Annotated in this window: 19 protein-coding genes and 1 tRNA gene; 14 read left to right on the top strand and 6 right to left on the bottom strand. The window is 68.8% G+C overall.

Annotation, left to right across the window (positions count from 1 at the left end):
• Complete coding sequence (locus ACTHK2_RS02700; RefSeq protein WP_440244148.1) at positions 1-2,877, bottom strand: S8 family serine peptidase; 2,877 nt, start codon at positions 2,875-2,877, stop codon at positions 1-3.
• 230 nt (positions 2,878-3,107) lie between these two features.
• Here ACTHK2_RS02700 and ACTHK2_RS02695 point away from each other — a divergent pair, with 230 nt between their 5' ends.
• The 3 genes from ACTHK2_RS02695 to yeiP all read left to right on the top strand — a co-directional run bounded on the left by ACTHK2_RS02695 (position 3,108) and on the right by yeiP (position 6,659).
• Entirely contained in the window at positions 3,108-3,875 is a 768-nt protein-coding gene (locus ACTHK2_RS02695) for an SDR family NAD(P)-dependent oxidoreductase (protein WP_440244147.1), read from the top strand.
• Positions 3,876-3,971: 96 nt separating this feature from the next.
• On the top strand, positions 3,972-5,978 hold the full coding sequence (locus ACTHK2_RS02690) for an acyltransferase family protein (RefSeq protein ID WP_440244146.1): 2,007 nt from the start codon (positions 3,972-3,974) through the stop codon (positions 5,976-5,978).
• 117 nt (positions 5,979-6,095) lie between these two features.
• On the top strand, positions 6,096-6,659 hold the full coding sequence (yeiP, locus tag ACTHK2_RS02685) for an elongation factor P-like protein YeiP (RefSeq protein ID WP_440244145.1): 564 nt from the start codon (positions 6,096-6,098) through the stop codon (positions 6,657-6,659).
• A 33-nt stretch (positions 6,660-6,692) separates the two neighbouring features.
• On the opposite strand, the gene ACTHK2_RS02680 is transcribed toward yeiP, so the two are convergent.
• Both ACTHK2_RS02680 and ACTHK2_RS02675 read right to left on the bottom strand, forming a co-directional pair.
• The gene (locus tag ACTHK2_RS02680; RefSeq protein ID WP_440244144.1) at positions 6,693-7,562 is read right to left on the bottom strand and encodes a TolB family protein; all 870 of its coding nucleotides are present in this window, start codon (positions 7,560-7,562) and stop codon (positions 6,693-6,695) included.
• Positions 7,563-7,696: 134 nt separating this feature from the next.
• Positions 7,697-8,278 carry an NUDIX hydrolase gene (locus tag ACTHK2_RS02675; RefSeq protein WP_440244143.1) on the bottom strand — a complete coding sequence of 194 codons (582 nt, stop codon included), beginning with the start codon at positions 8,276-8,278 and terminating at the stop codon, positions 7,697-7,699.
• Positions 8,279-8,438: 160 nt separating this feature from the next.
• Between ACTHK2_RS02675 and ACTHK2_RS02670 the strand changes: the two genes are divergently transcribed.
• A complete protein-coding gene (locus tag ACTHK2_RS02670; protein WP_440244142.1) occupies positions 8,439-9,917 on the top strand; it encodes an amino acid permease in 1,479 nt (492 codons plus the stop codon).
• A gap of 91 nt (positions 9,918-10,008) precedes the next feature.
• Positions 10,009-11,442: an amino acid permease gene (locus tag ACTHK2_RS02665; RefSeq protein WP_440244141.1), complete on the top strand. Its 1,434-nt coding sequence runs from the start codon at positions 10,009-10,011 to the stop codon at positions 11,440-11,442.
• A gap of 187 nt (positions 11,443-11,629) precedes the next feature.
• On the opposite strand, the gene rmuC is transcribed toward ACTHK2_RS02665, so the two are convergent.
• Both rmuC and ACTHK2_RS02655 read right to left on the bottom strand, forming a co-directional pair.
• Complete coding sequence (gene rmuC, locus ACTHK2_RS02660; RefSeq protein ID WP_440244140.1) at positions 11,630-13,129, bottom strand: DNA recombination protein RmuC; 1,500 nt, start codon at positions 13,127-13,129, stop codon at positions 11,630-11,632.
• Positions 13,130-13,254: 125 nt separating this feature from the next.
• Complete coding sequence (locus tag ACTHK2_RS02655) at positions 13,255-13,596, bottom strand: high-potential iron-sulfur protein (RefSeq protein ID WP_440244139.1); 342 nt, start codon at positions 13,594-13,596, stop codon at positions 13,255-13,257.
• A gap of 227 nt (positions 13,597-13,823) precedes the next feature.
• On the opposite strand from ACTHK2_RS02655, the gene ACTHK2_RS02650 reads away from it, so the two are divergent.
• The 5 genes from ACTHK2_RS02650 (at position 13,824) to ACTHK2_RS02630 (ending at position 17,865) form a co-directional block, all read left to right on the top strand.
• A complete protein-coding gene (locus ACTHK2_RS02650; protein WP_440244167.1) occupies positions 13,824-14,471 on the top strand; it encodes a methylthioribulose 1-phosphate dehydratase in 648 nt (215 codons plus the stop codon).
• The gene (locus tag ACTHK2_RS02645) at positions 14,468-15,031 is read left to right on the top strand and encodes a 1,2-dihydroxy-3-keto-5-methylthiopentene dioxygenase (RefSeq protein ID WP_440244138.1); all 564 of its coding nucleotides are present in this window, start codon (positions 14,468-14,470) and stop codon (positions 15,029-15,031) included. The genes ACTHK2_RS02650 and ACTHK2_RS02645 overlap by 4 nt, the downstream gene beginning before the upstream one ends.
• Positions 15,031-15,477, top strand: a complete 447-nt coding sequence (locus tag ACTHK2_RS02640; protein ID WP_440244137.1) for a PH domain-containing protein — start codon at positions 15,031-15,033, stop codon at positions 15,475-15,477. Before ACTHK2_RS02645 ends, ACTHK2_RS02640 begins: the two co-directional genes overlap by 1 nt.
• An 89-nt stretch (positions 15,478-15,566) precedes the next feature.
• Complete coding sequence (gene mtnC / locus ACTHK2_RS02635; RefSeq protein WP_440244136.1) at positions 15,567-16,247, top strand: acireductone synthase; 681 nt, start codon at positions 15,567-15,569, stop codon at positions 16,245-16,247.
• A 94-nt stretch (positions 16,248-16,341) separates the two neighbouring features.
• Positions 16,342-17,865 (top strand): C13 family peptidase, encoded by a 1,524-nt coding sequence (locus ACTHK2_RS02630; RefSeq protein ID WP_440244135.1) that lies wholly within the window; start codon positions 16,342-16,344, stop codon positions 17,863-17,865.
• Between the two features lie 160 nt (positions 17,866-18,025).
• Here the strand turns inward: ACTHK2_RS02630 and ACTHK2_RS02625 are convergent.
• A tRNA-Arg gene (locus tag ACTHK2_RS02625) sits at positions 18,026-18,102 on the bottom strand.
• Positions 18,103-18,207: 105 nt separating this feature from the next.
• On the opposite strand from ACTHK2_RS02625, the gene ACTHK2_RS02620 reads away from it, so the two are divergent.
• From ACTHK2_RS02620 to ACTHK2_RS02605, 4 genes are all read left to right on the top strand, one after another.
• Positions 18,208-19,026, top strand: a complete 819-nt coding sequence (locus tag ACTHK2_RS02620) for a DODA-type extradiol aromatic ring-opening family dioxygenase (RefSeq protein WP_440244134.1) — start codon at positions 18,208-18,210, stop codon at positions 19,024-19,026.
• Between the two features lie 140 nt (positions 19,027-19,166).
• Positions 19,167-20,699, top strand: coding sequence for an L-piperidine-6-carboxylate dehydrogenase (gene amaB / locus ACTHK2_RS02615; protein WP_440244133.1), 1,533 nt, complete (start codon positions 19,167-19,169; stop codon positions 20,697-20,699).
• 172 nt (positions 20,700-20,871) lie between these two features.
• Entirely contained in the window at positions 20,872-21,366 is a 495-nt protein-coding gene (locus ACTHK2_RS02610) for a cytochrome C (protein WP_440244132.1), read from the top strand.
• Between the two features lie 95 nt (positions 21,367-21,461).
• Positions 21,462-21,749, top strand: coding sequence for a DUF4190 domain-containing protein (locus ACTHK2_RS02605; RefSeq protein WP_440244131.1), 288 nt, complete (start codon positions 21,462-21,464; stop codon positions 21,747-21,749).
• Positions 21,750-21,752: the final 3 nt, after the last annotated feature.

Here is a 21,752-nt window from a genome sequence, read left to right as displayed (position 1 = left end):
TCAGTTGCCGTCGAAGCCGTCGGTGAAGATCGCGCTCGGCGTCACGAGCAGGTAGAACGAGGGCGACGTGCCCTGCGTCTTGTTGTAGACGGCGAGGCCGAGGAAATCGGAGCCTGGCCCATCGAAGCGATAGCGTATCGCCTCGCCGGCGCCCGCTCCGGCGGCGTCGGCGGACGCGATGGACTGGCTTCGCCCCTGCGCCCACGTCGCCGCATCCGCACCGTTCGACCGATAGAGCGCGAGGCCCATGTCGGCCGAGCCGGCTCCGCTGCCCGGCAACAGCGTGACGCGCCGTTCGCTGTTCGCCTCGAAGCCCATGTCGGCGACGAACAAGGACGTGTTCGCATCCATCGAATACGGTCCGTACAAGCCGCCGGTGCCCGAGGAATAGTACGCGCCGTCCGCGGCGACGATCGAATAGTCGCCGCTGCCCGAATACGTCTTCACGCGGAAGAACTCGCGCTGGCTGGACGGCCAGTGATTGCCGTCGACCATGATGTAGTCGACGGCGCCACCGCCGCCATACTGCGACAGCGCGAGTCGCGGGCGATTGAACGTGTCGGACGTGTTGACCGGGTCGAGGAACCACGAGGCGCCGTAGAGCTCGAGGTCGTAGTCGGCGCTGGTCGCCGGACGCAGCGATACGCCGCGCCAATACGGCACCCAGCCCGCGTATTCGCTGTCCGGGCGGATGTCGAAGAACGTGCCCTGGGCTTTCGGCGCGCCGTTGAGGTGCCACCACGAGCCGCGCGACAGAAGCGCGCCGTCGAGGCGTGCCGCCGCCGCGAACGGCGTACCGCTGCCGCTCCACGTGTTGAACAACGTGATCTTGAACTTGTAGGTGTCGGTCGCCGGCGCGTAGAAGTCGACGAGTTCGAAGTTGTTGTAGGAGCTGTTCGAGTTCGTGACGAAGGTGGTGCCGTCGCCGCGATACACCGTGAGGTCGAGGTCGGCCGGGATGTTGTCGTTGGAATAAGTCGAGCCGCTCAACGTGACATTGGACATCCAGCCGATCGCGAAACGCACGCGCTGGCCTTCGTGCGCATAGACCTCGTAGGTCTTCGGGAAGCTCGAGGCATCGACGCCCTGGAACCACCACGGGCCGTTCTCGGTGGCGTAGATCGACGCGGTGCCGTCGATGGTCGGCCGGTCGCCCGCGGCGCGCAGCGCCCCGACCATCATCAGCGCGCGCGTCGCGACCGGCGAGCCTGCGAGTTGGCTGTCGGCTTCCATGAGATCGGCGGCGAGCGCCGAAGTGGCCGGCGCGGCGAAACTGGTGCCCCACAGGCCACCGCTGAGCGGCGAGGTCGAACTCGTGGTCTGCGCGAGCGAGACGATGTCGACCGCGCCGGCGTCGACCTCCGGCTTGACATGCGTGCCGCCGGCGCCATCGCCGACCGGCCAGCCGTTGGCCGAGCAGTTGTAACGGTTGTCGTCGCTCCAGCCGATCGTGTTGTGATCGTCGTAGCCGCCGACGGTGAGCGTGTTGTAGCCGCGCCCGGGTGACTCCACGCCGTACACGGTGCTGGGCGGCGTTTGTCCGCAATCGGGTGCGCCGTAGTTGCCGGCCGCGTGCACGTTGAGGCGGAACGAGTTGCGCGCGATGTAGTCGAGGCGGCGGTCGAACGCGTTGAGCGCATTGCTGGCGACATTCTTGAAGCCCCAGCTGTGATTGAGCACCTGCGCGCGCGCCGCGCCCCAGTCGGTCGCCGCTTCGAGCGAGCCGCTGGTGTCGTAGTCACCGTTCGCGCTGATCAGCGTGCTGCCCGCGGCCAGGCCGTGGTGCGTCGAATGCGTGCTCGCGATGATGCCACCGACCCACGTGGTGTGGTCGGCCGTCGGCAACCCGGTGTCGCGACTCTGCGACACCGTCATGAACGGGTTGCTGGGATAGATCCGGCCGCCCTCGACGACCGCGACGGTCACGCCGCTGCCGTCATAGCCGACCGCGTTGACCGGCGTGACGTTGTCGGTCGGTCGGGCGACGTCGAGGCTCGGACCTCGTTCGCCGGCGGTGTCGTCGAGGATTGCGACCTCCTGCCAGCGTGAGATCGACCAGGCTGCGCCCGGCGTGAGCTCGACGATGATCGACGGCACGATGTCGCTCGCATAGACGATGCGCGCACCGCTCGCCTCGAGTCGCTGCAGCATCGCATCGCGCGGCGCGGCGAGCGCGGCGCGCAGGTCCGCGATGCGGAACTGGTTGCCGGCTTCGACCGCAGCGACCGCGGCGGCCCGCTCCGCGCGCTCGGCGGCAAGGCGTGCGCCGTGCGCGGGATCGTCGCCTGCCTTCAGCGGTTCCTGCTCGAATGCAGGGGCGCTCGCAGCAGCGGGCACGACGGGCGCGAGCGCAGGCCGCTCGTCGAGCGGCACCGCTGCGCGCTTGTCACCATCGGCCACCATGGCCGCATCGCCAGGCCCTCCGCCATGCATGGACTGCGCCTGCACGCCACCGCTCGGACCGCCGCCGTCGTCAGGCAGGTCGACCACGTACCAGAGGTCGACGACGAGGCGTTCGCCCGCCGCCGTCGCCTGCAGGCGTTCGAGCAGGTCGGGCGTCAGCGCGCCGTAGGCCATGCGCCAGTTCGCTCCGGCCTCCGCGCGCGCACGGGCTGCATCCACGGCAACGCCGTTGCTGAAGGTCCGGCCGACCGGCTCGCCGGTCACCGCATCGATCGCCTTCACCGTGTGCAACTCGCGGCCATCGAGCAGGGTTTCGTCGGACGCATCGATGTGCTGCAGCCGCTCCGCTGCGATGCCGAGCGCGCGTGCGAGCGCATCGGCGTCGGCTGGAGCAGCCGGCGAGGCCGCGATCGTCGGTGTTGAAAGGCCGAGCGCGACCGCGGTCGCGAGCAGGCCCAGGGACAGGCGCTTCATGTGCGGGTTTCCTCCCGATTGCTGCGCCGGATGGCGATGCCGCGTCCGGTGCGATCCAGGCGCGCCGGCCGGCGCGCCACCCTTGCCCGTCCCCCTTACGCCGCATCGCGGGCGACTCCGCCATGCGCGCGCGTCGGCCAGCGTGCCAGCGCGACCGCATCGATGCGCTCGCGCCGCCGGCATGCGCGGACTGATAGAATCCGCGGCCCGTTTTTGCCGCCGGAATTCCCATGCCACTCGATCAGGTCAAGGCCGCCGTCACGGGCGGCGCATCCGGGCTCGGCTTCGCCGTCGCCCGGCATCTCGTCGCGCACGGCGCCAAGGTCGCGCTGCTCGACGTCAACGACGAAAAGGGCCATGCCGCCGCGGCCGAACTCGGCGCTGGCGCGAGCTACTTCCGCACCGACGTCACCGACGAGGCCGGCGTCGCCGCGACCCTGAAGGACGTGCATGCGAAACTCGGCGGGCTCAACGCGGCGATCAGCTGCGCGGGCATCCTCGGCGCGGGCCGCGTGCTCGGCAAGGAAGGCCCGATGCCGCTGAAGACGTTCTCCACCACGGTCATGGTCAACCTCGTCGGCAGCTTCAACGTCGCCAAGGCGGCCGCCGACCTCATGCAGCACAACGCGCCGGGCGAGGACGGCGAGCGCGGCGTGATCGTCAACACCGCGTCGATCGCCGCGTTCGAAGGACAGATCGGCCAGGCCGCCTATTCGGCCTCGAAAGGGGGCGTGGTCGGCATGACGCTGCCGATGGCGCGCGAGTTCGCGCGCATCGGCGTGCGCGTGATGACCGTCGCGCCGGGTGTGTTCCACACGCCGATGGTCGACGGCATGCCGGAGCAGGTGTACCAGTCGCTGTGCGCGCAGGTGCCCTACCCGTCGCGCCTCGGCAAGCCCGAAGAATTCGCCGACACGGTCGCCTTCATCCTGCAGAACCGCTACCTCAACGGCGAGACGATCCGCATCGACGGCGCGATCCGCCTCGCGCCGAAGTAGCGCCTTCGCATCGCGCCGTCCGCTGGACGGCGCGACGCCCGACCCGTCGAGGCCGCGCGCATCGACGCCATCACCTTCCGCCGATCCGGTTACGCGATGACCAGCCTGCGCTTGGATCCCGCCGACACCCGCCCGGAGGCATCGGCGCCGGCACCGATGGATCTGCGGCTCGACGGCCCCGTCACCTCTCCGCGCACCGAGGCAGGCGCCTATCGGCCCGACATCGACGGCTTGCGCGCGGTGGCTATCCTGGCGGTGCTCGCATTCCACGCGTTTCCGCAGTGGATGCGCGGCGGCTTCACCGGCGTCGACGTGTTCTTCGTCATCTCCGGTTTCCTGATCTCGCGTATCGTTTTTTCCGGTCTCGTGGCGGGCACCTTCAGCTTCCGCCATTTCTACGCACGGCGCGCGCGACGCATCTTTCCATCGCTCGCGGTCATCCTCTTCGCCGCGCTCGGACTCGGCTGGCTGATCCTCCGGCAACTGGACTACGCACAGCTCGGCAAGCACGTGGCCGCGGGCGCCGGATTCGTGTCGAACATCGCGTTGTGGGTGGAGTCCGGCTATTTCGACGGCACCGCCGACGCCAAGCCGCTGCTGCACCTGTGGTCGCTCGGGATCGAGGAGCAGTTCTACATCGCGTTCCCGCTGCTGGTGTTCGTCGCCTGGCGCGTGCGCGCGGCCCGCATGCCGCTGCTGCTGATCGTCGCGGCGGCCTCGTTCGCCGCGAACCTGTGGCTGGTGCCGCGCGATGGGCCCGGCGCGTTCTACCTGCCGCACGCGCGCTTCTGGGAACTCGCCGCGGGCTGCCTGCTCGCCTATGCAGGGTTTGCCGGGAGCGCGGCGGGTGCCCCCGGTCCCTGGAATGCGCGGTGGACACGCGACGCCGCGTCGATCGGCGGAGCCATATTCGTTGCGGCAGGTCTCCTGCTCATCGACGCGAAGCGCCCGTTCCCCGGGTGGTGGGCCGTGCTTCCCGTCGCGGGTTCGACCGCGCTGATCTGGGCCGGTCCCGAAGCGATCGTCAATCGCCATGTGCTCGCGTGCCGGCCGATGGTCTGGATCGGCCTGATCAGCTTCCAGCTGTATCTGTGGCATTGGCCGTTGCTGGCCTTCGTGCACATCGCCCGCCCGGAAGATTCGGACGCCGGGCTGCGCGCGCTCGCGATCGCCGTGAGTTTCCCGCTGGCGTGGGCGACCCATGCATGGATCGACAAGCCGGTGCGGACCGGATCGCGTTCGCGCATCAAGGTCGCGGGCGCGTGCGCTGTACTTGCGGTCGCGGGGCTCGCGGGCTGGAGCGTCTACCGGCACGCGGGCTTTCCGGCACGTACGCCGGATACGTTGACCGCCCTCGCCGCGTTCAAGTTCGAGTATGCGGTGCCGTTCCGCGAAGGCGAGTGCTTCCTGCGGCCCGAGCAGGATTTCCGCCAGTTTCGCGCGTGCACGACCGCGGTCGCCGGATCGCCCCCGGTCGTCCTGTGGGGTGACTCGCATGCCGGCCACCTCTACCCCGGCCTCGAAGCGGTCGCCCGTGGGCGCTTCACGTTGACCCAGCTCACCGCGAGCGGATGCCCGCCGATTCTCGACGTCGACTCCGACCAGCGTCCGTTTTGCCGGTCGATCAACGACGCCGTATTCGCACGCATCGCGCGCGAGCGCCCGGCGGAAGTCGTGCTGTCCGCCTACTGGCCGTCGTATGCGTGGCAACGGCTGCCCGCGACGATCGATCGACTGCTCGCCGCCGGCGTGGGTCGCGTGCTCGTCGTCGGTCCGGGGCCGCTCTGGCCGTCGGGGTTGCCGGGAATCCTCTACGCCCGCGCCAAGGCGGACGTGCCGGCGCACCGGATGCCGCGCCGCCTGCCGACGGCCACGGCCGCGCAGCAAAAGGCGTTCGACCAGGACTTCGCGAAGCTCGTTGCCCGGCCCGGCGTCGCGTACGTGTCGATGCTGTCGATCCTCTGCGACGGATCGGGCTGCCTCACGCGCACGCGCGACGACGCCTCGTCGATCATGTTCTACGACATCTACCACATGACGGTCGAAGGGTCGGTCTACGCCGTCGCGCACTTCCCCGAGGGATCGCTGCCGTCGGCGCACTGACGGCCGCGGCGCCGGGCGGCGGCGCTGTCGCGGACTCGGGGGGATCGACGATAATGCGGGACTGGCAGCCGCCTCGCAGCGAGCGCGGCGCATGAACACTCAAGCTACGGAACTCCCATGCGAGCAGCGGAAGTCAAGAAGGGCAACGTCGTCGAACACGAAGGCAAGGTCTGGCAGGTGCGCGACATCGAACGCAGCTCGCCGCAGGGCCGCGGTGGCAATGTCACCTATCGCTTCATCATGTACAGCGTGCCGGGCGGCACCAAGCTCGACGTGTCGATGCGCGCCGAGGATGAACTGCGCGAAACCGAGCTCGTGCGCCGTGCCGTCACCTACTCGTACAAGGACGGCGACGCGTTCGTGTTCATGGACAGCGAGGATTACACCCAGTACACGCTCGACGCGAGTGCGATCGGCGACGCCGCGGGCTATCTCGTCGACGGCATCGAGGGCTGCTACGTGCAGCTGATCGAGGACGCACCGGTCGCGCTGCAGCTGCCGCAGTCGGTCGTGCTCGAAGTCGTCGAGACGGCACCGGAACTCAAGGGCGCGACGGCGACGAAACGGCCGAAGCCCGCCAAGCTCTCGACCGGCATCGAGATCCAGGTACCCGAGTACATCACGACCGGCGAAAAGGTGAACGTCAACACCGTCACGGGCGAGTTCGCCGGACGCGCGTGACCGCGTCGCGCGCCGACGTGCGTGGCGCGCGCTTCACTTCGCCGCGGGGCATGCCGGCGGCCATGCTTCGTCCGCACCGACGTGCCAGACGAAGAATTCGCCGGACAGCGGTCCCTTCGTGTCGCGCGCGAACAGGACCGTGCGCCCGCTCGGCGAGAACACCGCACCGATCTCGCTGCCGTTGCTATTGATTTCGACCGGCAGTTTCTCGCGCGGATGCCAGCCGTCGCCGTCGCGGCGCACGCGGTAGTAGCTGTCCTCGCCCTCGACGAGCATCCAGGTGCCGTCCGGCGAGGGCAGCGGCTCGTACTCGTCGCCGGGGCCGTTGAACGCGGCGCCCGCGTTCTCGACGAGCCAGGTCCCGTCGCGCTCGCGCGCGCGCCAGATGTCGGTCTTGCCATGGCCGCCCGCGCGGGCCGAGCCGAAGTACAGCCAGCCGTCGGCGGCGAGGCGCGGGAACCATTCCTGTGCGCTCGAATTGACCGGTTCCGGCAGTCGCTGCGGCGTGCCCCAGCGTCCGTCCGCGCCGCGCTGGACGCGCCAGATGTCGAGGTCCTTGCGCCTGATCCCGTCGGTGGTTCGCGTCGAAATGAAATACAGCGTGCGACCGTCGGGGGTGAACCAGGGATCGGCTTCGACGCCGTCACCGGCGAACGCGGGCGGCTGCGGCGTGCTCCAGCCGGTGGCGCCGCACCGGCTCACGAGGATGCGCCAGCCTTCGAACTTCGGCGAGCTGCGCACGAACCAGAAATCGCCGTCGCGCGGATCGAAGGCCGCGTGCGATTCGAACTGCGGACTCGACACGCCCGCGGGCGTCCACGCATCGACGCGTTCGCCGGCGAGCGCCGCGGATGCGAAGGTCGCGACCACCGATGCGATCGCCGCGACGAATGACCGGGACATCTTTGGGCGCATCGACATCGGTTCGATTCCTCGCGTGATGGACGGATGCATGTTCGTAGCCGCCACTCGTCGACTGCACGTCGCCGCGGTATCCGTTGCGGTGGACGGAGCGTGCGCCGCGACGAAGCGAGAGGTCACGCGCCGCGCGCGAGCCACTTGCGCGCCATGCGCCGCAGCGAAACATCGGCCGTCACGTCGCGCGCAATTTCCGCAACATCGCGCCAGGCGAGCGCATGCGACTCCTCGCCGACGACGAAGGCCTCGCTGCCGCGCGCGCGCACGACGAAGCGCACGTCGTAGTGCCAGTGCTCTGGTTCGTCGCGACGCGCGGGGATGCGATGGCGGTCGAGATCGAACACGATCGGCTCCACCGCGAGGTCGGCTAGGCCCGACTCTTCCTCGGCCTCGCGCAGCGCGACGCGCGCGAGATCGGCGTCGCCGTCGGCGTGGCCGCCGAGCTGCAGCCAGCGGTCCAGCTTGCGGTGGTGGGTCAGGAGCACGCGCGCGCCGTCGGCGCTGACGAGCCAGGCCGAGCCGGTCAGGTGCCCCGCCCTGCGTTCGCGTCGGGCCGCGTTCGCATCCGTACTGGCGAGTTCACGAAAGACGGCGATCACCTCGATCTCGGCCGGATGCGCCTGTTCATAGGCGTCCAGCAGCGCAAGCCAGTGGTGCTGATCGGGCGTCGCGGATTGCGGCAGGGCAGCATGTCCGGGCATGACTTCGTTCGCTTGCCGCTCGTCGAGGGGTCGCGTATGTTACCCAACCGCCGCGTTCGACCTTCGTCGAGTGCTGCACGGTGTACGACGGCGCTGGGGGATTTCCAGGCGCACGCACGTTCGAATGGCCTGGCAACCCACAGCTCGTCAAGGGGACGCAATGATTTTCTGGCGTGTCAAACCGCTCAACCAGATTCTCGAAACGGCAGAAAAGAAGTCCCTCAAGCGACAACTCGGCGCATTGCAGCTGACCCTGCTCGGCATCGGCGCGGTGATCGGCACCGGCATCTTCGTGCTCACGGCCGAAGCCGGGCAGAAGGCCGGCCCGGGCATGATGCTTGCGTTCGTGATCGCCGCGATCGTCTGCGCGCTCGCCGCACTGGCCTACGCCGAACTCGCGGCGATGGTGCCGGTGTCCGGCTCCGCATACACGTACACGTACGGAGTGCTCGGCGAACTCATTGCATGGATCGTCGGCTGGGCGCTCGGGCTCGAGTACGGCATCGGCGCGGCGGTGGTGTGCGTCGGCTGGTCGGGCTACATGAACGGACTGCTGCGCGCGAACGACATCGCGTTGCCCGAGTTCCTCCGCACCGGCTATTTCGCCGGCGGCGGATTCGACCTGCTCGCCTTCCTCATCGGCCTCGCCGTGACGGTGCTGCTCGTGATCGGCACGTCGAAGAGCGCTCGCGTCAACGCGGTACTGGTCGCGGTCAAGATCGTCGCCCTCACCGTCTTCATCTTCCTTGCGATCCCGGCCGTGAAGAGCAGCAACTTCGAACCGTTCCTGCCGGGAGGCTGGGGCAATCCGCTCGGCGGAGCCGGCGTGCTCGGTGCCGCGGCGTCGATCTTCTTCGCCTACGTCGGCTTCGACGCGGTGTCGACTGCGGCCGAGGAAACCAAGAACCCGAATCGCAACATCCCGATCGGCCTGATCGGCTCGCTCACCGTCTGCACGATCTTCTACCTGCTCGTCGGTTACGGCGCGGCCGGCTCGGTCGGCGCACAGCCGATGCTCGGCGCGAATGGCCTCCCGCTCGATCCGGGTACCCCGGCGATGGCCGCCGCGTGCGCCGGTTCCGAAGCGCTCGTCTGCAGCAAGGAGCCGCTCGCGCACGTCATGCGCCTGCTCGGCCACAACCGCATCGGTGACTGGATCGGCATCGCGGCGATCCTCGCGCTGCCGTCGGTCATCCTCATGATGATGTTCGGCCAGACGCGCATCTTCTTCACGATGTCGCGCGACGGGCTGCTGCCGGACGCGCTGTCCAAGGTCCATTCGCGCTTCCACACCCCGCATGTGATCACGATCCTGACCGGTGTCGTCGTGTCGATCTGCGCGGCCCTGTTCCCGGTCGGCAAGCTCGCCGACACGTCCAACTCCGGCACCTTGCTGGCGTTCGCGATGGTGTCGATCGGCGTGCTCATCCTGCGCAAGCAGCAGCCGGAGCGCGCGCGCCCGTTCCGCACGCCGTTCGCATGGATCGTCTGCCCCCTCGCGGTCGCCGGCTGCCTGCTGCTGTTCATCAACCTCAGCATGACGGCGAAGATCGTGTTCGTGACGTGGGCGGCGATCGGCCTCGTCCTGTACAGCGCCTACGGTTATCGCCGCAGCCAGCTCGCCAACCAGAACGCCTGAGGCGTGCCTGCACGGCGATCATGAACACCGAGGCCGGCTTCATGCCGGCCTCTTGCCGAACGCGCCCCGCGCGACCGATCCGGAAATCCCCATGCTCGACCAATTGCTCGCGAAGAAGACCGATTTCAGCAACGCGGCCATCGACGACGGACCCAGCCTGAAGCGCACGCTCGGGCCGTGGGGCCTCACCGCCCTCGGCATCGGCGCGGTCATCGGCGGCGGCTTCTTCGTGATCACCGGACAGGCCGCGGCGGAGCACGCCGGTCCCGCGATCATCCTCTCGTTCGTGATCGCGGCGCTCTGCTGCAGCTTCACCGCGCTCTGTTATGCCGAGTTCGCGACGTTGATCCCGATGTCGGGCAGCTCCTACTCGTACGCGTACGCGACGCTCGGCGAGTTCGTTGCCTGGTTCATCGGCTGGAACATGGTGCTCGAATACGGCGTGTCCGCATCCGCGGTCGCGGTCAGCTGGACCGGCTACTTCACGAGCCTGCTCGACCACATCGGCATCCACCTGCCCGACGTGCTCACCAATGCCCCGCTCGCGTTCAAGGACAACCAGCTCGTCGCGACCGGTGCGTATTTCAACCTGCCGGCTGTCGCGATCGTGCTCGCGCTGACGTGGCTGTGCTACATCGGCATCCGTGAGTCGAGCGGCGTCAACACCGCGATGGTGATCCTTAAGGTCGCACTGATCGTGATCGTGATCGTCGCTGGCTGGAGCTACGTCAATCCGGATCTGTGGCATCCGTTCATCCCGGAACAGCAAGGGCCGGAGAAATACGGCTGGGCCGGCATCATGCGCGGCGCCACGCTCGTCTTCTTCTCCTACATCGGCTTCGAGGCGACGTCGACCGCCGCGCAGGAAGCGAAGAACCCGCAGCGCGACCTGCCGTTCGGCACGATCGCCTCGCTCGCGGTGTGCACCGTGCTCTACATCGGCATGGCCGCGGTGCTGACGGGCCTGCTGCCCTACGACCAGCTCGGCACGAGCGAGCCGGTGGTCACCGCGATCAAGGCACACCCCGAGCTCGGCGCGCTGCGCTGGGTGGTGGAGATCGGCGCGCTGATCGGCCTGTCGTCGGTGATCCTCGTCATGATCATCGCGCAGCCGCGCATCTTCATGATCATGGGTCGCGACGGCCTGTTGCCGCCGGTGTTCGCGAAAATCCACCCGCGCTACCGTACGCCGCACATCAACACCGTGATCACCGGCGTCGGCATCGCCGCGCTCGCCGCAGTGTTCCCGCTCGATGTGCTCGGCGACCTCGTGTCGATGGGCACGCTGATCGCGTTCGTCGCGGTCTGCATCGGCGTGCTGATCCTGCGCAAGACGCGCCCCGACCTGCCGCGTACGTTCCGCGTGCCGTGGGCGCCGGTCACCTGCGTGCTCGGCGTGCTGAGTTGCCTCATGCTGTTGTACTGGGAGAACTGGTACAACTGGACGTTGATGGGCGTATGGACGGTGATCGGCTTCGTGATCTACTTCGCCTACGGATTTCGGCACAGTCGGCTGCGCGGCTGATTCGATCGTCGGCGACGGGAGACGCGGACACGCTGCCTGCAATCACGTAGCGTTTTCGTGTCACTGCGCCCCACCCTACGGGGCGGTTCCGCCATGGCCGGTGGCGCGGATTCGACGGCGATGATCGGTGGGAATCGCGGGCCAGGGGTCGCCAGGCACGTGCGTTGTCGTGCCACTCCGCCCCGCCCTACGCTTCGTCGCCGTTCTCGTCGGCATCGGAATCGGACTCGGGCTGCGCGTCGTCCGGAAGCAGTGAGAGCTGCTTGCGGGTATCCGCCCCGAGCCGGCGCAAGTGGTCGACGCGGCCGAGGAGATGGCCGCGGCCGCTGCCGATGCGCTTGAGCGCGCCTTCGTGCAGCGACTGCGCGCGCGCGATCGCGTCGCCGACGCCCTGCAGTTCGTTCATGAGCATGACGAAGCTGTCGTGCAGCGCGCCGGCGCGCTTGGCGATCTCCATCGCATTGACGTTGCGATCCTCGAGCCGCCACAGGTGCGACACCGTGCGCAGCGTCGCGAGCAGCGTACTCGGGCACACGAGCGAGATGTTCCGCGCGAGCGCATAGGTGTAGAGGCCGTCGTCGGCACGCACCGCTTCGATGAGCGCCGCCTCGATCGGCACGAACAGCAGCACGAAATCGAGCGTGTGCAGGCCCGGGATCGCGTCGTACTTCTTCTTCGAGAGCGAATCGACGTGGCGCCGCAACGAGGCGACGTGTTCGCGCAGCAGCGCGGCGCGCTCGCCGTCGTCGCTCGCCGACTGCATGCGCTCGTAGGCGGTCAGTGACACCTTGGCATCGATGACGAGGTCCTTGCGCTCGGGCAGGTGCACGATGACGTCGGGGCGCGGCCGGCCGCCATCGTCGTCGTTCATGACGACCTGCAGCTCGAACTCGCGCCCCTCGGCGAGGCCGGACGCTTCGAGCACGCGTTCGAGCACGAGTTCGCCCCACGCGCCCTGCGCGCGCGTGTCGCCCTTGAGCGCGCGCGTGAGGTTGAGCGCGTCCTCGCTGATGCGCTGGTTGAGCTGGCGCAGGCTCTGGATCTCCTGGGCGAGCATGCCGCGCTCGCGCTGATCGCTGGCGTGGCGCTGCTCGACCGTTTCGCGGAACTCCTTGAGCTGCAGCTTGAACGGATCGAGCAGGCCGCTCAGCTGCTGGCCACTCTGTTCGCGGAATCGCTCGGCCTTGTCGTCGAGGATGCCCTGGGCGAGATTCTGGAACGCTTCGCGCAGGCGCACTTCGGCCTGTTCGAGCAGCTGGAGCTTTTCGGCGGCGGCGTGCGCCTGGGCGGCCGACCCCGCTTCGAGCGCGGCATGGCGGCCGGTCAGGTCGACGAGCTGCGCCTGCGCTTCGTCGCGCGCGCGGCGCGCATCCGCCAGTTCGCGGCCGAGCCGCTCCGCCTGCGACTGCTGCGCGGCCGCATGTGCGGTGACCTTGCGCAGGTTCTGTTCGGCCAGCGTCCATTCCTGTTCGTAGCGCTGGATGCGCGCGGCGAATTCTTCCGCGCGGCGCGCCTCCGCGTCGCGCTGGCCACCGAGCGCGGCGACTTCGGCGTCGCGACTCGCGCGGCCATCGGCATGCGCGTGGGCGATGCGGACGCGCGCTGCGAACCACGCCAGCAGGAGACCGGCGACGAAACCGGCGGCGACGCCGGCGAGGATCAAAACGATGGGAGGGTAGGTCGACACGCGCTGGACCGCTCAGGGTGACGGAGCGCGATTGTCGCAGCCGCAGTCTCAGATGCCGAGATCGGGCGGCGCTCGAGCGGGAATTCCCGGCGCGCCGCGCCGGGAACCCGCGAGTGCCGATTCGATCAGACCTTCTTGGTCCAGCTCGCGCACCAGCCCTTGGCGTTGACCACCTTGCCGGGGAACAGGTCGCAGGGGCCATAGTTCATCTCGGTATGGCCCTTGTAGAAGTTGCAATTGGCGCAGGCCGAACCCTCCTTGTACACGGGGTTGCCTTTGGCGGTGTTCGCGTCCTCGGTGTAGGCGAGCGCCTTCGCCGTCGGATCGTTCGTATCGAGGTGCGGCGCGGAATCCTGCGCCGCGGCCATGCGCGGCAACAGGGCCGCGGCGACCGGCGCGACGGCGGCGCCGACGACGGCGATCTTAAGGAAACGGCGTCTGGCCTGGCTTTCGGCTGGGTCCGACATGATCCACTCCTCGTAGTCTGCGTTGTCTGGGTGTGTCCGGACGCACCCGCGCCCGACCCGTTCAGCTTAGCGCGATGCACGGCGTCAAGCATGTTGCTGCGCCGCTTTGCCGCATCGCGCCGCGCGAACGGTAGCGGATCGCCGATGACCCGAAAGTGAAGTCGGGCCGCCGCGCCGCTTCGGTATAGTAGGCGCAACTGTCCCCGCCGGTTGCCTGGAGTCGCGCCATCCATTCCTCCCCGATCGATCGCAGCCGCCTGGAGCGCTGCGCAAAAGAGATCGCCGAAGCCGGGCGCGAGCTCGGCGCCCTCGGCTGGACACCGGCGACGAGCAGCAACTTCTCGATGCGCCTGGACGCCGCGCACGCGGCCGTGACCATTTCCGGGCGCGACAAGGGGCGCCTCGGCATCGACGACATCATGGTGGTCGACCTCGACGGACAGCCGGTCGGCACGGACGCGCGCCCGTCCGCCGAAACCGCGCTGCACACGCAGGTCTATCGCCGCTTTCCTTCCGCCGGAGCGGTCCTGCACACGCATTCGCGCGCGCAATCGGTCGCTTCGCGCCTGTACGCGGCGCGCGGAGCCGTGCGCTTCGAGGGCTGGGAACTGCAGAAGGCGATCGCGGGCTACACCACGCACGAGAGCGTGCTCGACCTCCCGGTGTTCCCCAACACGCAGGACATGGCCGAGCTCGTCGCGCGCGTGGATGCCTGGCTCGACGCCCGCAAGCCGTTGCACGGCTACTTGATCGACGGCCATGGCATCTACACTTGGGGCAAGGACATGCCGGAAACGCGCCGTCACCTCGAGGCGTTCGAATTCCTGCTGAACTGCGAACTCGACCTGTTGCGACTGAGAGGACACGCGCCATGAGCCGCCTGCGCATCTACGACGACACGCGCGCCGACGCGCCGCTGGCGACCCACACCGAGCACGCGGCGATCGCCCGCGAACTCGCTGCGGTCGGCGTCCGCTTCGAGCAATGGGAGGCGTCGCAGCCGATCGTTCCCGGTGCGAGCCAGGACGAAGTCATCGCGGCCTACCGCAGCGACATCGACCGGCTCATGCGTGAGGAAGGCTACCAGTCGGTCGACGTGATCAGCCTCCAGCCCGATCACCCCGACCGCGCTGCGTTGCGCAGGAAGTTCCTGAGCGAACATACGCACAGCGAGGACGAGGTGCGCTTCTTCGTCGCCGGCGCCGGCCAGTTCACCCTCCACATCGACGGCAGGGTGTACGAGGTATTGTGCGAAAGCGGCGACCTCATCGGCGTGCCCGACCGCACACGCCACTGGTTCGACATGAGCGAGTCGCCCTATTTCGTCGCGATCCGCCTGTTCACCAACAAGGAAGGCTGGGTCGCCGACTTCACCGGCGACGAGATCGCCGGCCGCTTCCCGCGGATGGCGCCGCGCCCGATCGAGGCAGCCTAATGGCCTACCTGGACGAGTCGCTCGCGCCCGGCGAGGCGATCGTCGCGCGCTTCGACCTGCACTGGACGGCGAAGTGGCGGCTCATCGCCTTCCTGCTGCTCGCGATCCCGACGCTCGGCCTCGCCCTGCTCGCCGCGCTGTACGAATGGTTGCGCCTGCGTTCGATCGAGCAAGGCGTGACGAACCGCCGCGTCGTACGCAAGACCGGCATCATGAGCCGCGAGACGACGGAACTGCGCCTCGCCTCGATCGAAACGATCGACCTGCGCCAGAGCGCCTGGGGCCGCCTGTTCGGCTATGGCGATGTCGTGCTGACCGGCCGCGGCGAAACCGCGATGATCTTCACGCGGCTCGGTGCGCCGCTCGAGGCCAAGCGCGCGATCGAAAGTGCATATGCGACGAACGTCGAGGCGACGCGCGGGCATCCTTCGGAGCACGCGTCGTAGGTTCGTCATGGCGCGCCCATGTCGCGGCGGCGGGCATCCGAAAGCAGCGCGGCTGAAGCCGCTCCCACGAATGCGGATCAAGAACCGGAATGATCACGACGATCCTCACCGACATCGAAGGCACGACGAGCTCGATCAGCTTCGTCAAGGACGTGCTGTTTCCGTACGCGCGCGAGCGCCTGCCGGCATTCATCGAGACGCATGCAGACGATCCCGAGGTGCAGCACTGGCTGCACGAGGCGGCGAAGGAAGCCGGACTCGTCTCGGCGAGCCGGCAGGAGCTCATCGAGCTGCTCATCGGCTGGATCCATGCCGATCGCAAGTCGACCGCGCTGAAGGCCCTGCAGGGCATGATCTGGAAGGACGGCTACACGAGCGGCGAGTACCGCGCGCACGTCTACCCCGAGGTCGCCGCGCGCCTGCGCGCGTGGCAGGCCGCCGGCAAGCGGCTGTACGTCTATTCGTCGGGTTCGGTGCCGGCGCAGCGGCTGTTCTTCGCGCACACCGAAGCCGGCGACCTCACGCCGTGCTTCTCGGGCTATTTCGATACGGAGACCGGGCCCAAGCGCGAGGCCGAATCCTATCGGCGCATCGCGAGTGCGATCGGCGAGCCTCCGGCTGCGATCCTGTTCCTCTCCGACATCGTCGAGGAACTCGACGCTGCCGCCGCGGCCGGCCTCGGCACGACATTGCTCGCGCGCGCACCCGGCGCCTGCCCCGCCGCCGGCGCGCACCGCTGCGTCAACGACTTCGACGCGGTCGATTGTTGATCCCGCGCGACGTGCGGGATGGTGCGGCGACGCGCGCGCATCGATAATGGCGCGAGCCGTGCGAACGGCCCCACCTCCCAGCGTCCGGTCTGCCGTGCATCGACTTCCCGCGATCCTCATCGACGGCCTGCGCGCCACCCTGTTCCGCCATCCCCGCGTGACATCGACGACGGGCGACGCCGGCATGTTCGTCGCGGTCGTCGCGACCTACCTGCTCACCTCGATCCTGGTCGAGATGGCCGGCACGACACCGCCATGGGTGCTCGTGCCCGGTGGCGTGCTGACCGTGCTGTGCGATTCGATGCTGACCCTGATCGCAGCTTGGCTGCTCGCCGTGCGCGCGGCACGCCGCGAGGCCGTCTGGGGCATCGCGACGGTACTGCTCGCCGCGACGCTCGCGGCCGCGGTCGTCGTGCATTGGCCGCTCGGCAAGCTCGCGTCGTATCTCGTCGAGCACGGGCAGGGCGGATGGGCGATCCTCCTCGAGCTCGTCGCGCGCGCTTGGTGGTTCTTCGTCCTGCTCGTGTTCGCGCACTGGCTCGCACCGCGCGGCCTCGGACACGCCCTCGCAAGCGCGCTGCTCGCCTACGCGATCAGCGCCGCCGCGTGGTGGTGGCTGCCGCAGTCGGCACTGATCCGCAGCGTGCCCGTGCCAGCGCCCGCGGCCGCGACGAACGACGCCCCCGATGCGGACGCGACCACGGAAACGAAGCCGGCCGATGAGGGCGTCGCCGGCGCGAACAACGACTTCGACGCCGAGGCGGCGATGTACGCGCAACCCGCCCTGCTCGACGCCGCGCTCGCGCAGCTGAAACCGCAGACACCCGGCAAGATCGACCTCTACGTCGTCGCGTTCGCCGGCGATGCGCAGGAGGACGTGTTCCGCAACGAAGCCGAGTACGTGGAGACCTTGTTCGCCGCGCGCTTCGGAGCCGCCGGCCGCACGGTGGTGCTCGAGAACAACGCGGCGACCGTGACGACGCGTCCGCTCGCGACCTGGACCAACCTGCAGCGCTCGCTCGCGGCGATCGCCCGCACGATGGATCCGGCCGAAGACGTGTTGCTGCTGTACTTCACCACGCACGGCTCGCAGGACCACCAGCTGCTGGTCGACCTCGACCCGCTGCCGCTCAACCAGATCGGCCCGGACGACATCGTCGACGCGCTGAAGACGACACCGGCGATGCGCTGGAAGGTCATCGTCGTCAACGCCTGCTATTCGGGCGGCTTCCTCGACGCGCTGCGCGACGATTCGACGATGGTGATGACATCGGCGCGCGCCGACCGCACTTCGTTCGGCTGCGGCGCCGATTCGGACATCACCTATTTCGGCAAGGCGTTCCTCGCCGAGGCGCTGAACAAGACCACGTCCCTGCGGGAGGCGTTCGATCTCGCGCGCACCTCGGTCGACGCCTGGGAAACCGCCGACCAGAACGATGCGAAAGCCACGGCGAAGGCAGCGGCGGGCGCGGACGGCGACGTCGAACCGATCCTGCACTCCGAGCCGCAGATCGCGACGAGCGCACGCATCGAAGCGAAACTCGCCGCCTGGCGCCGCACCCTGCACGAGTCCGCGCCCGTGCCCTTCACACCCGCAGGCGAGGCCGCGCCGAACTGAGTCTCACCGTTCGAGGAACCAGGGGAGTGCGTTCTCCTGGCCCTGCTTCGTGTACCCGGTGTGCTTCGTGTTTCAGGCTTTTGCCTGGCGATCCCACGCGGATCGCGGGGGTCGTCCGATTGCGGTGTCGCCGAGCGGACGCTCGAGCACGCGCCATGGATGGCGACCCCGGCCCGATTCGAACGGGCGACCTCGCCCTTAGGAGGGGCGCGCTCTATCCAGCTGAGCTACGGGGCCGCGTGGCCGCCGATTGTAGCGGCTCGGCCCGATGCGGCCTACCGTGCGCTTGCAGGACCTGCCGTGCGCCTCCATATCGTCGGCTTGCACACGAGGCCATCGACGATGAATTCCGCTCCGCGCCTGCCGACCATCTACCTTCCGCACGGCGGCGGCCCCTGCTTCTTCATGGACCCACCGCCGCAGGCGCCGCAGGCGTGGGACGGCATGGCAGCCTACCTGCGCGGCCTCGCCGCGACGATCGGCGCGAAGCCGTCGGCGATCCTCGTCATCTCCGCGCACTGGGAGGCGGCGCGCCCGACCGTCAACAGCAGCGCGCACCCCGGCATGCTGTTCGACTATTACGGCTTTCCGCCGCACACCTATGGCCTCTCCTACCCGGCGCCCGGATCGCCCGCGCTCGCCGCGCGCGTGCAGAGGCTCCTTGCCGCTGCCGGCATCGATTCGGACGAGGATGCGACGCGCGGGTACGACCACGGCGTGTTTGTCCCGTTCCTGCTCGCCTGGCCCGACGCCGGGATCCCGGTGGTGCAGCTGTCGCTGCAAGCCGGCCTCGATCCCGAAGCACACCTCGCGATCGGGCGCGCGCTCGCGCCGCTGCGCGAGGAAGGCGTGCTCATCGTCGGCAGCGGCATGAGCTACCACAACCTGCGCGAGTTCTTCGCCGACGATCCCGGCGTCACCGCCGGAGCGGAGCAGTTCGATGCGGCACTCACCGGCGCTATCGAGCACGCGGAAGCACGCACCCGCGAGGCGCGGCTCGCCGGGTGGAAGGCCATGCCGGCGGCGCTCGCCTGCCATCCGCGTGCCGAGCACCTGCTGCCGCTGATGGTGGTCGCCGGGGCCGCCGGCGGCGATGCCGGCCGCCGCACGTTCAACGACCGCGTATTCGGCAAGCCGGTGTCGGCGTTCCAGATCGGCTGACCGTCTCCCCCGACGGCGTCGGGCGCGTCCTGCTGCCCGCATTTTCCCGCACGCGTCCTGCTATCCGCGTCCTGATACGCCGTCCTGATACAATCGGCGGTTTCGCGCGCCCCGGCGCGTCCCGCCTTTCTGGAGCCTCCATGTCCGCGCAGATCCTCAAGTCCCTCGGCCTCGACCCGGTCAATTCGGGCACCTACCTCGGCCACGGCGAATGGTCGAAGACGACCGATGCCGGCCTGCTGCAGTCGATCAACCCGAGCACCAACGAGGTGATTGCCGAGGTGCATTCGGCCAGCGCGAGCGACTACGAGACGATCGTCAAGCGCGCGCAGGCCGCGTTCGCGACCTGGCGCGTCACGCCGGCGCCGCGCCGAGGCGAGGCGATCCGCCTGTGCAGCGACGCGCTGCGCACGCACAAGGATGCGCTCGGCTCGCTCGTCGCGCTCGAGATGGGCAAGTCCAAGCCCGAAGGCGACGGTGAAGTGCAGGAGATGATCGACATCGGCGACTTCGCGGTCGGCCTGTCGCGCCAGCTCTACGGCCTGACGATGCACTCCGAGCGCCCGGGCCATCGCATGTACGAGCAGTGGCATCCGCTCGGCCTCGTCGGCATCATCTCCGCGTTCAACTTCCCGGTCGCGGTATGGGCCTGGAACAGCTTCATCGCGGCCGTGTGCGGCGACATCTCGATCTGGAAGCCGTCGCCGAAGACGCCGCTGTCGGCGATCGCGGCGATGAAGATCTGCAACGACGCGCTGAAGGCGGGTGGCTTCCCGGACCTGTTCTTCCTGTTCAACGACGCCGGCACCGAACTCGCTTCGACCTTCGTCGACGACAAGCGCGTGCCGCTGATCAGCTTCACCGGCTCGACCCGCATCGGCCGCATCGTCGGCGAGCGCGTCGCCCAGCGCATGGGCCGCTCGCTGCTCGAACTCGGCGGCAACAACGCGATCATCGTCGACGAGACGGCGGACCTGAAGCTCGCGATCCCCGCGATCGTGTTCGGCGCGGTAGGCACCGCCGGCCAGCGCTGCACCACCACGCGTCGCCTGTTCGTGCACGAGTCGATCCACGACGACGTGCTCGCCAAGCTCGTCGCCGCCTACAAGCAGGTCGAGAAGAAGATCGGCGACCCGACCGACGCGAAGAACCTCATGGGCCCGCTCAACAGCCGCGACGCGGTGCAGGCCTACCTCGACGCGATCGCGCAGGCGAAGGCGGCCGGCGGCAAGGTCGAGACCGGCGGCGCGGCGATCGAGGGCAAGGGCAACTTCGTGCTGCCGACGATCGTCACGGGCCTGTCGAACGACGCCGCGATCGTCCAACACGAGACGTTCGCGCCGATCCTGTACGTGATGAAGTTCAAATCGCTCGACGAGGCGATCGCGATGCAGAACGCGGTGCCGCAAGGCCTGTCGTCGTCGATCTTCACGCAGAACCTCAAGGCGGCCGAGGCCTTCCTCGGTGCGGCGGGTTCCGACTGCGGCATCGCCAACGTCAACATCGGCACCTCGGGCGCCGAGATCGGCGGCGCGTTCGGCGGCGAGAAGGAGACCGGCGGCGGCCGCGAATCCGGCTCCGACGCGTGGCGCGCCTACATGCGCCGCCAGACCAACACGATCAACTATTCGGACGCGCTGCCGCTCGCGCAGGGCATCAAGTTCGAGTTCTGATCCGCGGCGACATGGGAACACACGGTTTCCCATGACGGCCTCGTCCCGGCGAAAGCCGGGGCACGGCGCCTTCGAGGGTTCGGGTCCGTCGCTGGCCTGATAGGAATCCGCGCCGCCGCCCGTATTGGGACGTACGAAGGCGCGGCATTCCGCCGCGCCGCCGGGACGTCCGATGAACAAGCTTTTCATTGCCCTCGCCGTCGCGCTCAGCGCGAGCGCGGCCGTCGCCACGCTGGCCGCCGCCTCGCGCGAGGACCTCGTGCAGCACGGCCGCTACGTCGCCATGATCGGCGGATGCAACGATTGCCACACGCCGGGCTTCGCTGCGAGCGGCGGGCAGGTGCCCGAATCGCAATGGCTGACCGGCGACGAACTCGGCTGGTCGGGCGAATGGGGCACGACCTATGCGCCGAACCTGCGCCTGCGCTTCGCGACGATGGACCTCGCCTCGTTCAAGCAGTACGCCCGTACGTTCAAGGCGCGTCCGCCGATGCCGTACTGGGCCGTCAACGCGATGAGCGACGCCGATCTCGAGGCGTTGTACGCCTTCGTGCAGGCGCTCGGCCCGGCCGGCAAGCAGGCGCCCGCGGCATTGCCGCCGGGCGTGCGGCCGCCCGGTCCGGTCGTGCAGTTCCCCGCGCCGCCGCCGGAACTCGCCGCGCATTGATCGGCGCGGGCGCGCGGCGCGTTGAACCGCCACGCGCGAGTGACTACTCTTGCGCACCGGCGCCGCTCGCGCGCCGCAGTCCCGGTTTTTTGCGCATGAATGCCACTCCTTCGCGTACGAGCACGACGGCCGTCCTCAGTCTCGTGTTCGGCATCGTCTGCTGGGTCGGGCTGCCTTTCCTCGGTGCGATCGCCGCGGTGGTCTGCGGCCACGTCGCGCGCGGCGAAATCCGTCGCGCCCCGCCCGGCGCGATCGAGGGCGACGGCATGGCCATCGCCGGTCTCGTGCTCGGCTGGATCCATCTTGCGCTGTTCGCGCTCGCCTTCATCGCGATCATGCTGTTCTTCGGCGGCCTCGCATTCTTCGGCTCGCATTGGCATTGAACA

It is taken from the genome of Dokdonella sp., assembly GCF_051958935.1.
GTDB lineage: Bacteria > Pseudomonadota > Gammaproteobacteria > Xanthomonadales > Rhodanobacteraceae > Dokdonella_A.
The sequence above is the reverse complement of the archived record's forward strand: the minus strand, read 5'-3'. Positions and strand labels throughout refer to the sequence as shown.

What these genes read in the sequence shown, in the direction of transcription:
- ACTHK2_RS02700 (WP_440244148.1), bottom strand. Translation starts at nt 2,877, where the DNA reads ATGAAGCGCCTGTCCCTGGGCCTGCTCGCGACCGCGGTCGCGCTCGGC.
- ACTHK2_RS02695 (WP_440244147.1), top strand. Translation starts at nt 3,108, where the DNA reads ATGCCACTCGATCAGGTCAAGGCCGCCGTCACGGGCGGCGCATCCGGG.
- ACTHK2_RS02690 (WP_440244146.1), top strand. Translation starts at nt 3,972, where the DNA reads ATGACCAGCCTGCGCTTGGATCCCGCCGACACCCGCCCGGAGGCATCG.
- yeiP (WP_440244145.1), top strand. Translation starts at nt 6,096, where the DNA reads ATGCGAGCAGCGGAAGTCAAGAAGGGCAACGTCGTCGAACACGAAGGC.
- ACTHK2_RS02680 (WP_440244144.1), bottom strand. Translation starts at nt 7,562, where the DNA reads ATGTCCCGGTCATTCGTCGCGGCGATCGCATCGGTGGTCGCGACCTTC.
- ACTHK2_RS02675 (WP_440244143.1), bottom strand. Translation starts at nt 8,278, where the DNA reads ATGCCCGGACATGCTGCCCTGCCGCAATCCGCGACGCCCGATCAGCAC.
- ACTHK2_RS02670 (WP_440244142.1), top strand. Translation starts at nt 8,439, where the DNA reads ATGATTTTCTGGCGTGTCAAACCGCTCAACCAGATTCTCGAAACGGCA.
- ACTHK2_RS02665 (WP_440244141.1), top strand. Translation starts at nt 10,009, where the DNA reads ATGCTCGACCAATTGCTCGCGAAGAAGACCGATTTCAGCAACGCGGCC.
- ACTHK2_RS02655 (WP_440244139.1), bottom strand. Translation starts at nt 13,596, where the DNA reads ATGTCGGACCCAGCCGAAAGCCAGGCCAGACGCCGTTTCCTTAAGATC.
- ACTHK2_RS02645 (WP_440244138.1), top strand. Translation starts at nt 14,468, where the DNA reads ATGAGCCGCCTGCGCATCTACGACGACACGCGCGCCGACGCGCCGCTG.
- ACTHK2_RS02640 (WP_440244137.1), top strand. Translation starts at nt 15,031, where the DNA reads ATGGCCTACCTGGACGAGTCGCTCGCGCCCGGCGAGGCGATCGTCGCG.
- mtnC (WP_440244136.1), top strand. Translation starts at nt 15,567, where the DNA reads ATGATCACGACGATCCTCACCGACATCGAAGGCACGACGAGCTCGATC.
- ACTHK2_RS02620 (WP_440244134.1), top strand. Translation starts at nt 18,208, where the DNA reads ATGAATTCCGCTCCGCGCCTGCCGACCATCTACCTTCCGCACGGCGGC.
- amaB (WP_440244133.1), top strand. Translation starts at nt 19,167, where the DNA reads ATGTCCGCGCAGATCCTCAAGTCCCTCGGCCTCGACCCGGTCAATTCG.
- ACTHK2_RS02610 (WP_440244132.1), top strand. Translation starts at nt 20,872, where the DNA reads ATGAACAAGCTTTTCATTGCCCTCGCCGTCGCGCTCAGCGCGAGCGCG.
- ACTHK2_RS02605 (WP_440244131.1), top strand. Translation starts at nt 21,462, where the DNA reads ATGAATGCCACTCCTTCGCGTACGAGCACGACGGCCGTCCTCAGTCTC.